General features: G+C 59.1%; 8 protein-coding genes and 1 rRNA gene. 2 read left to right on the forward strand and 7 right to left on the reverse strand.

Annotated features, from left to right (window positions below; translation table 11 throughout):
- Positions 1-913: 913 nt before the first annotated feature.
- From BMY98_RS26150 to BMY98_RS26175, 6 genes are all read right to left on the reverse strand, one after another.
- Positions 914-1,978: an AI-2E family transporter gene (locus BMY98_RS26150; protein ID WP_074893658.1), complete on the reverse strand. Its 1,065-nt coding sequence runs from the start codon at positions 1,976-1,978 to the stop codon at positions 914-916.
- Positions 1,979-2,120: 142 nt separating this feature from the next.
- Positions 2,121-3,800, reverse strand: coding sequence for a methyl-accepting chemotaxis protein (locus BMY98_RS26155; RefSeq protein ID WP_074893672.1), 1,680 nt, complete (start codon positions 3,798-3,800; stop codon positions 2,121-2,123).
- Positions 3,801-3,882: 82 nt separating this feature from the next.
- Complete coding sequence (locus BMY98_RS26160; RefSeq protein ID WP_074893660.1) at positions 3,883-5,241, reverse strand: ATP-binding protein; 1,359 nt, start codon at positions 5,239-5,241, stop codon at positions 3,883-3,885.
- A complete protein-coding gene (locus tag BMY98_RS26165; protein WP_074893662.1) occupies positions 5,238-5,906 on the reverse strand; it encodes a response regulator transcription factor in 669 nt (222 codons plus the stop codon). Before BMY98_RS26165 ends, BMY98_RS26160 begins: the two co-directional genes overlap by 4 nt.
- On the reverse strand, positions 5,906-6,235 hold the full coding sequence (locus tag BMY98_RS26170) for a PepSY domain-containing protein (protein ID WP_074893664.1): 330 nt from the start codon (positions 6,233-6,235) through the stop codon (positions 5,906-5,908). The genes BMY98_RS26165 and BMY98_RS26170 overlap by 1 nt, the downstream gene beginning before the upstream one ends.
- Complete coding sequence (locus BMY98_RS26175; protein WP_074893666.1) at positions 6,235-6,543, reverse strand: PepSY domain-containing protein; 309 nt, start codon at positions 6,541-6,543, stop codon at positions 6,235-6,237. Before BMY98_RS26175 ends, BMY98_RS26170 begins: the two co-directional genes overlap by 1 nt.
- 163 nt (positions 6,544-6,706) lie before the next feature.
- On the opposite strand from BMY98_RS26175, the gene BMY98_RS26180 reads away from it, so the two are divergent.
- Both BMY98_RS26180 and queD read left to right on the forward strand, forming a co-directional pair.
- Positions 6,707-7,789, forward strand: a complete 1,083-nt coding sequence (locus tag BMY98_RS26180; protein WP_074893668.1) for a hypothetical protein — start codon at positions 6,707-6,709, stop codon at positions 7,787-7,789.
- Positions 7,790-7,892: 103 nt separating this feature from the next.
- A complete protein-coding gene (gene queD, locus BMY98_RS26185) occupies positions 7,893-8,249 on the forward strand; it encodes a 6-carboxytetrahydropterin synthase QueD (RefSeq protein WP_074893670.1) in 357 nt (118 codons plus the stop codon).
- 115 nt (positions 8,250-8,364) lie between these two features.
- Here queD and rrf read toward each other — a convergent pair.
- Positions 8,365-8,480: ribosomal RNA gene (gene rrf / locus BMY98_RS26190) — 5S ribosomal RNA — on the reverse strand.
- Positions 8,481-8,592: the final 112 nt, after the last annotated feature.

The following is an 8,592-nucleotide window of genomic DNA, read 5'->3' on the forward strand; positions in this document are numbered from 1 at the left end:
GGCGTCTACCCGCAACCGCTGCTGACCCTGGTGGGCCATGCGGGCTTGTGATGGTTGAGTGATGCACAAAAAACCCTGCCTTCGAGCAGGGTTTTTTTATGGCTTTGGATTTTAGAGGATCAAGAGCATCTGCCTAACGGCAGATCGTTTCGCCTTCGGCGAGTTACTTTTGAAAAGCACCAAAAGTAAGCAAAAGTGCCTGCTCCTGGTTTGGCCCTTCCTTCGTCAGGGTTCCCTCACTTCGACGACGCTCCGTGGGCCCGCGCCGAACGGACATCCATGTCCTAGCGGCGCTCTCGCGGCATCCATGCCGCTCGGCCCACTCCGCGTCGTCTGCGTTCGGCCTGCACCAAAGTCGCGATTGGCGGTGTTTGAAATTTTCGCGCAGGAAGATCAAGAGCAGATCAAAGGCTTCCCGGCTAAAGCCGGTCCCACTGACCGCATGCACATTCACTGTAGGAGCGCGCTTGCCCGCGATGGCATCCTGTCAGCCACACAGATGCCGCTGACCCACCGCAATTCGCGGGCAAGCGCGCTCCTACAGAGGATCTTCATCACGCCAAGGACTTTCCTCGAACAAGCAGGCCGCAGATGCCGTTGCAGTTGCCGTTGATCTTCCTACGCAGGAATTCCAGACGACACCCATCGCGACTTGGGTGCACGCTGAACGGAGGTCTTGCGGAGTGGGCCGAGCCGCATGGATGCGGCGAGAGCTGCCCCCCGCCATGGATGGCGGATGGCAGCGGGTCCACGGAGCGAGACCGGAGTGAAGGAACCCTGACGAAGGAAGGGCCAAACCAGGAGCAAGCACCCTTGGTTACTTGGGGATGGTGCGACTTTCGACTTTTCCAAGTAACTCGCCGAAGGCGAAATGTCTGCCCTTAGGCAGACGCTCTTGATCTTGCAACAACAATCAACCGGGCAATCGAACGGTTTTTTTGTCGCCGGTAAACAACGCCCACGTCGACATAAACAACGCCGCCACCATCGGCCCGATCACAAACCCGTTCAGCCCGAACACCGCCATCCCGCCCAACGTCGAAATCAGAATCAGGTAATCGGGCATTCGCGTGTCTTTGCCCACCAGGATCGGACGCAACACGTTATCCACCAGCCCGATCACAAACACCCCGAACAGCCCCAACACCACGCCCTGCCAGATCATCCCGCTGAGCAGGAAATACAGCGCAACCGGCGCCCAGACGATACCCGCCCCCACTGCCGGCAGCAGCGACAGAAACGCCATCATCACTGCCCAGAGCAAAGCGCTCGGGATATCCAGTGCCCAGAAAATAAACCCGCCCAATGCGCCTTGGGTCACCGCCACCACAATATTGCCCTTCACCGTCGCGCGAACTACACGGGTGAACTTCAACTGCAAGCGCCTTTTCTGAGGCTCGGCCAGCGGAATCGCGATGCGGATCTTGCGGGTGAGCTCCTGGCCGTCACGCAGGAAAAAGAACAGCAAGTACAGCATGATGAAAAAACTGACGACGAAGTCGAACGTGCCCTGCCCAAAGCTGAACGCCTGGGTGGCCAAGTAGTTGCTGCCCTGCATCGCGCTTTTGGCGATCTTGTCGCGCAGACCGTTGAAATCTCCCATGCCCAGACGATCAAGCCAATGCTGCACATAGGGCGGCAATAGCACTTTGAATTCAGCCAGGTACTTGGCGATGTCGAGCTGACCACTTTCCACATTCTTGTAAAGCGTCGCACCCTCCTGAACCATCAACGCTGCGATGACAATCACCGGCAGAATCGCGATGACCAGACAGATCATGAGCGTGCAAAGGGATGTCAGGTTGCGCTGCCAGCCGAAGCGGGCCAGCAGACGACGTTGCAGCGGCGCGAAGATGATCCCGAGGATCACCGCCCAGAACACCGCGCCGTAGAACGGCAGCAGAATCCAGATGAACGCGATGGTGACCAGCACCAGTAACAGCAATAGGGTTTTATTTTGCAGCGCGGTTTCGTTCATGTTTCTTCCATGTCATTAAGCCGCGTCGAGCACACGGCCTGATGCTTAGTCCGTCAATCACCGCAGGAGTGCCGCGCCTGATGTGCAGGGCAGATGGAAGAGGCGCAAGCGGCGGGCCCTGCGCAAGACCCGCCATTCAAGACTAGATCCTGAACTGCCGGACCAACTGGCCGAGGCGCTGATTCAGCTCCGTGAGGTTGCGCGACGTGGAGGCGCTGTGGCGGGTTTCATCGGCCACGCTTTCGACCGCCACGGCGATCTGGTGGACGCTGCGATTGATCTCTTCCGCGACGGCCGTCTGCTCTTCTGCGGCGCTGGCAATCTGCGCGTTCATCGCGTTGATCGTGCCGATCAGTTGACCGATGGTGTCCAGCGACGCGCCGGCCTCGTTGGCGCGAGCGGAAGTCCCGTCGCCGGCCTCGCTCGAACGTTTCATCGCCTGCACCGCGCCTTGGGTGCCCTGCTGCAAGCGGTCGATCATGCCTTGAATTTCCTGGGTGCTTTGCTGCGTGCGGCTGGCCAGCGCACGCACCTCATCCGCCACCACTGCGAACCCGCGACCCGCTTCCCCGGCACGCGCAGCTTCGATAGCGGCGTTGAGTGCCAGCAGGTTGGTTTGATCGGCGATGGAACGAATCACCCCGAGCACGCCGACGATGGACGACACGTCATTCTGCAGGCTGTCCAGTGAAGTTCCGCTGTCACGGATGTCGTTCACCAGCGCGTGAATCTGCTGGATGCTGCCTTCGACCACACGCTTGGCGGCCTGACCTTCGGCATCGGTCTGCTGCGCGGCGACCGAGGCACCTTGCGCGCTTTTCGCGACTTCCTGCGCCGCCGCGGACATCTGATTAATCGCCGTAGCCACCTGATCGGTCTCGTGACGCTGACGCTCCATGGCCTGCTCCGAGCGCTGCGCCTGGTCGGTCACTTCACCCACCAGGCCAGTCAGCTGTGAGGTCATCTCGGCGATCTGCCGGACCAGCCCGTGGATCTTCTCGACGAAGCGGTTAAACGACCCGGCCAGATCGCCCAGTTCGTCCTGGGAGGTCACCGCCAGACGCTGGGTCAGATCACCTTCACCGGCGGCGATGTCGTCAAGGTTGGCTTTCATCAGGCGCAACGGCCGCAGGATACCGCCCGCAATCCAGAAGCCCGCCGCCGCGATGATCACCAATACCAGCAGGGTGATGCCGATGATGCTGACAAGCATGTTCTGCCGGCGCTCGGAGACATTCTTCTGCAGCTCCATGACTTTGGCATCGATGTTGTCCAGGTTGATCGACGACCCGAAAGCCATGTCCCATTTCGGCAGGTATTCGGTGTAACCCAGTTTGGGCACCAGCTCGCTTGAACCGGGCAGCGCGGAGGAATACTCCAGGTAATGAGTACCCGCTTTTGCCACGTCAACGAGGCCGGCATTGACGAAAACGCCTTTTGGATCGCGGGCGTCCTTGAAGCTCTTGCCGATGCCGTCCGGACTGTTGCCCTTGAACAGCCGCACCGCCTGAGAGTCGTAGCCGAAGAAGTACCCGTCCTTGGCGTAGGTGACCTGAGAGAGCATTTTGATGACTTGCGCGCGGGCCTCCATGTCACCCGGGGCCGAGGCGTCATACAGCGGTTTGATGGTGCCCAGCGCGACAGCCACGTAACTTTGCAACGTGGCTTTGGCCTCCGCGAGCAGGTGCTGGCGGGTTTCCTCGACTTCGCGCTTGCCCTGTTCACGCAGCATGATGACGGTGCTGGCGCTGATGATCAGTGCGAACACCAACACCGGGAGCACGGCGAGCGAAAGTACTTTGGCTTTGAGATTTAGCCGCATAGCAGTCATGACCCTTTGTTTTTGTGCGTTGAGCCGTCGGGATTCCTTTACGGTTAACGGCCCGGCGCACGAAAAGTTGAGGTCACGAGAGTTGACGGGCGCTTTCGGTCCCCGGCAGTTGCGGGCTGAGTCGCTCGGGCAGGTCAATGCGCACTTGCAGCCCGCCCATGGGGCTGTCCAGCAACTGAATGCGCCCGCCCCACGCCTCGACGATGTCCTTGACGATGCCGAGGCCCAGACCGTGGCCGGTCACCTGCTCGTCCAGACGATTGCCACGGCCAATCACTTCATCGCGATGGTGCACAGGGATGCCCGGACCATCGTCGTCAATCAACAGGCAGTAGCCGTCAGCGCCTTTTGCAATGGTCAGGCTAACCTGGCTGTCGGCCCACTTGCAGGCGTTGTCCATGATGTTGCCCAGCAACTCGAGAATGTCTTCGCGATCCCAAGGCAGGAACAGTTGCGCAGCGATCTGGCTGCTCAGCTCCAGGTGCTCGCCATGAATCATCCGCAATGTGGAGAACAGCCCGGGTATCTCCGCAGCGCAATCAAACCGCGCGCCCGGCAAAGCATCGCCTGACAACCGCGCACGATTAAGCTCACGCTCAAGACGCTGCTGAATGTGATGCAATTGATCGCGCAGGGTCTCGCGCACGTGCGGGTGGCCCGCGAGCTTGTCACCTTCGGCCAGACTCATTAGCACGGCCAGCGGCGTCTTCAGCGCGTGGCCCAGGTTGCCAAGGGCATTGCGCGATCGCTTGAGACTGTCCTCGGTGTGAGCCAGCAGATGATTGATCTGCGCGACCAAGGGCTCGAGCTCCACCGGCACTCGCTCATCAAGTTGCGATCGCTGCCCTTGTTGCAGCTGAAAAATCTGTTCTCTGGCCCTTTCCAAGGGGCGCAAGGCGCGGCGAACGGTGACGCGCTGCAACACCAGAATCAAGATCAGGGCCATCAGCCCTAACCCGAGACCGATGCGCTGGACCAGTGCAAAACTGTCTCGCACCGGGGTGTAGTCCTGAGCGACGGTGATAGAGATGATCTGCCCGAACTTGCGGTAGTCGGTGTGCAGCAACAACAGCGATTGATCGGTCTTCTCCAGGGCAAGGTCGGCATGCAGGCCGGGCTGCCCGGGATGCGGCAGTTCCAGATCCCACAGCGAGCGCGAGCGCCAATGCCCCTGGTCGAAATCAATCCGGAAATAGTGCCCGGAATAGGGTCGCTGGTAGCCGGGCGACAGCCGATGCTCATCAAGCTGCAGGCCGTCCGGGCCGCGTACCAGCGCAACCAGCAGCAGCTCGCTTTCATTGCGCAGGCCGGACTCGAGATAACGCTGCAAGCCGACTTCAAACAACCACAGGCTGGTCTGCGCCAGGACCAGCCCTATAATCAGCAGCACGCTGATCAGGCCCAGGCTCAAGCGTCGCTGAATCGACCTCACTCGCCTGTTCCGGCAAAACGATAGCCCTGCCCGCGCCGCGTCTCGACCACGGCCCGTCCAAGCTTGCGGCGCAAATGATTGACGTGGACCTCGATGACGTTCGAGTCACGTTCGTTCTCCCCATCATAGAGATGCTCGGCCAAGTGGCTCTTGGAGAGAATCTGCCCGGGGTGCAGCATGAAATAACGCAGCAGGCGAAACTCCGCCGCCGTTAGTTGAATGTCTTCCTCCCCGCGACTGACGCACTGGCGCCCTTCATCCAGATGCAGGCCTGCGGCTTCGAGTTTCGGTTGGTTGACCAGACCTCGGACACGGCGAAGCAGCGCCTGGATGCGCAGCTGCAGCTCTTCTGGATGAAAGGGTTTGGTCAGATAGTCGTCGGCGCCGGCCTTGAGGCCCTCGATGCGCTCGGCCCAGGACGCCCGTGCGGTCAGAATAAGGACCGGCGTGGACAACCCGCCGGAGCGCCACTTCTGCAGGACCTCAAGCCCGGGAACGCCCGGCAGACCGAGATCAAGCACGATCAGGTCGTAAGGCTCGGTGGCACCTTGATGAATGGCGTCGCGGCCGTCGGTCAGCCAGTCGATCGCATAGCCCTGCCGGCCCAGCGTACTGATCAGCTCGTCCGCCAGGGGTACGTGATCCTCAACCAATAACAAACGCATTAATCGTCTTCCTTGTCTTGCAACAGGCGACTGTCACCGGCATCGAATTTCAACTCGCGCACGACATGATCGGCGGTGAGAAGCTCAATCTCATATACCAGCACACCGTGTTTTTCCTCCAGTTCGGCTTGAAGCAGCTTGGAGCCGGGGTAACGTCCCAGTGCCTGATCGATGAACTGCTCAAGCGGCATAATCACGCCTTTCCTGCGCAACTCGAGTACCTCGTCCTGATTCAGGTCACGAGCCAGGCACGCAACGCTCGAGGCGACCGCACAAGCGGCCACCAGACAGTAAACGAAACGTTTGACGGGACGCTTACTGGCGATCATCAGGTGTCCTGATGGTCTTTGAGGATTTGCCCGCTGACAGCGTCGACTTCAACGTCCCACTCCACACCTTGCGCGTCGCGCAATTCGATCTGGTAAACGTATTTGCCATATTCCTGTTCCAGTTCGGTGTCGGTGATGGTGGATTTCGGGTGCTTGGCCAAGGCGACGGCGTTAAGTTTTTCAAAGGATTGAATAGTACCTGCATCGCGCAATTTCAGCGCCTCATCCGGACCTAAATCCCGAGCCTGGACATAACCGGCTGTAAGAGTGAGTGCAGTGGCAGCGATAAAGGCAGTCAGGATTTTCATGGTGGATCTCCGTAGGGGTCTGTTTGTTTACGGGACCCACCTTAAACGGGCGAACTTAATTGAAGCTGAATTTATCTGGCTACGTGCCACTACCCGTTGTGCGTCCAGTGGCTGAAAACGGGGCCCACGATATACTTCGCCCCTGTCCAACTCCGGAGGGGCCATGAGCAACATTCACATCAAATACCCGTCATTGACTATCAAGGCTGGCAGGCGTGCGATGACGCGGATCAGGGAGCAGGGCCTATCTCCGATAGATGTCGGCATCATCCCTGGCGCGGCGGGTGGTCCTAAAGCACTGGGCATTCAGGGCCTGGATCTGGCGCTGTTCGGCGAATGGCTGCCCCGCGCTCAAAGGGAGCGCTCGTTGATTGGCGCTTCCATCGGTTCTTGGCGATTTGCGAGCGCATGCCTGCCGGACCCGGTAGCAGGTATCCAGCGACTTGGGCGCCTGTACAACGAGCAGAGTTTCGCCAAAGGCGTGACGATGGCACAGGTCACCCGCAGCTGCGTGACGATGCTCGATGCGCTTCTACAAGCGGATGATGCGCACGTCCTGGCGAATGCCCATTACCGACTCAACGTGATGATCGTCAAAAGTCATGGCTTGCTTGCCCGGGATCATCGGACAGGGCTGAGCCTGGGGCTGGGGGCCGTCATCGCTGATAACCTGCTCGGACGCGCACGCCTGTCGCGGCATTTCGAACGGCTGGTCATGCACGACCCCCGTCTCCTCCCCCCCCTTCTGCCACTGACAGACTTCCCATCCTGCTGCTTGCCACTGGACACATCGAACCTGCGCCAGGCATTGCTGGCGTCAGGCTCCATTCCGATGATCATGGAGGGCGTTGCCGGGATACCTGGTGTCGGCGCAGGGATGTTCCGCGACGGCGGCCTGCTCGACTACCATCTGGACCTTCCATACAGCGGAAGCGACATCGTGCTGTATCCGCACTTCACCGACAAAATCATTCCGGGATGGTTTGACAAGGCACTGCCCTGGCGCAGAGGCGACCAGACTCGGCTTCAAGACGTGGTGCTGCTGGCTCCCTCAAACGCGTACCTAGCTACGCTGCCCTACGGCAAGCTGCCTGATCGAAGCGACTTCAAACGGTTCGTGGGAAGGGATACGGATCGGCAACGCTACTGGCGTACTGCAATGGAAAGCAGTCAGCGGCTGGGGGATGAGTTTCTGGAGCTCGTCGACAACGGCCGTCTCGGTCAACGGCTGGAGCCCTTGGTTTAACGAGGTGGTCAGGTCTGCCTGTCGCTCGCCAAACCATTACTGATAAACTCGGAGCTTGCATTTATCGCGCAAGCGAGCGCCACTTCTTAAGGCTTATATCACCGTGGAAATTTTTAAAGAATTTACGTTCGAGTCAGCTCACCGACTCCCTCACGTGCCGGACGGACACAAGTGCGGGCGTCTGCACGGTCACTCGTTCCGTGTAGCGATCTATCTGCAGGGCGAACCGGATCCGCATACAGGCTGGATTCGCGATTTCTCTGAGATCAAAACCATCTTCAAACCTCTGTACGAGCGGCTGGACCATAACTATCTGAACGACATCCCAGGCCTCGAGAACCCTACCAGCGAAGTATTGGTGAAGTGGATCTGGAAAGAGTTGAAGCCGCTGCTGCCCGAGTTGTCCGCCATACGGATTCACGAGACATGCACCAGCGGTTGCGTGTATCGCGGTGACTGATCAGCGCTAAATTGAAGACCACCCTACCGGGTGGTTTTTTTTGCGAGAAACTTTGTTTTTTCGCGCACAAAAACAAAACCCCATCTGCTTACGCAAATGGGGTTTTGGAATTTAATCTTGACGATGACCTACTCTCACATGGGGAAACCCCACACTACCATCGGCGATGCATCGTTTCACTGCTGAGTTCGGGATGGGATCAGGTGGTTCCAACGCTCTATGGTCGTCAAGAAATTCGGGTACTGAGTCGTTCTCTCGAACGCTTCAGCAAATCGGGTATGTGATCAAGGTACAGCTTGTGTGTTCGCAAACTTTCGTCTTCATGCGTCTTCACACACCGCAA

It is taken from the genome of Pseudomonas graminis, assembly GCF_900111735.1.
In the GTDB taxonomy this organism is placed as follows: Bacteria; Pseudomonadota; Gammaproteobacteria; order Pseudomonadales; family Pseudomonadaceae; genus Aquipseudomonas; species Aquipseudomonas graminis.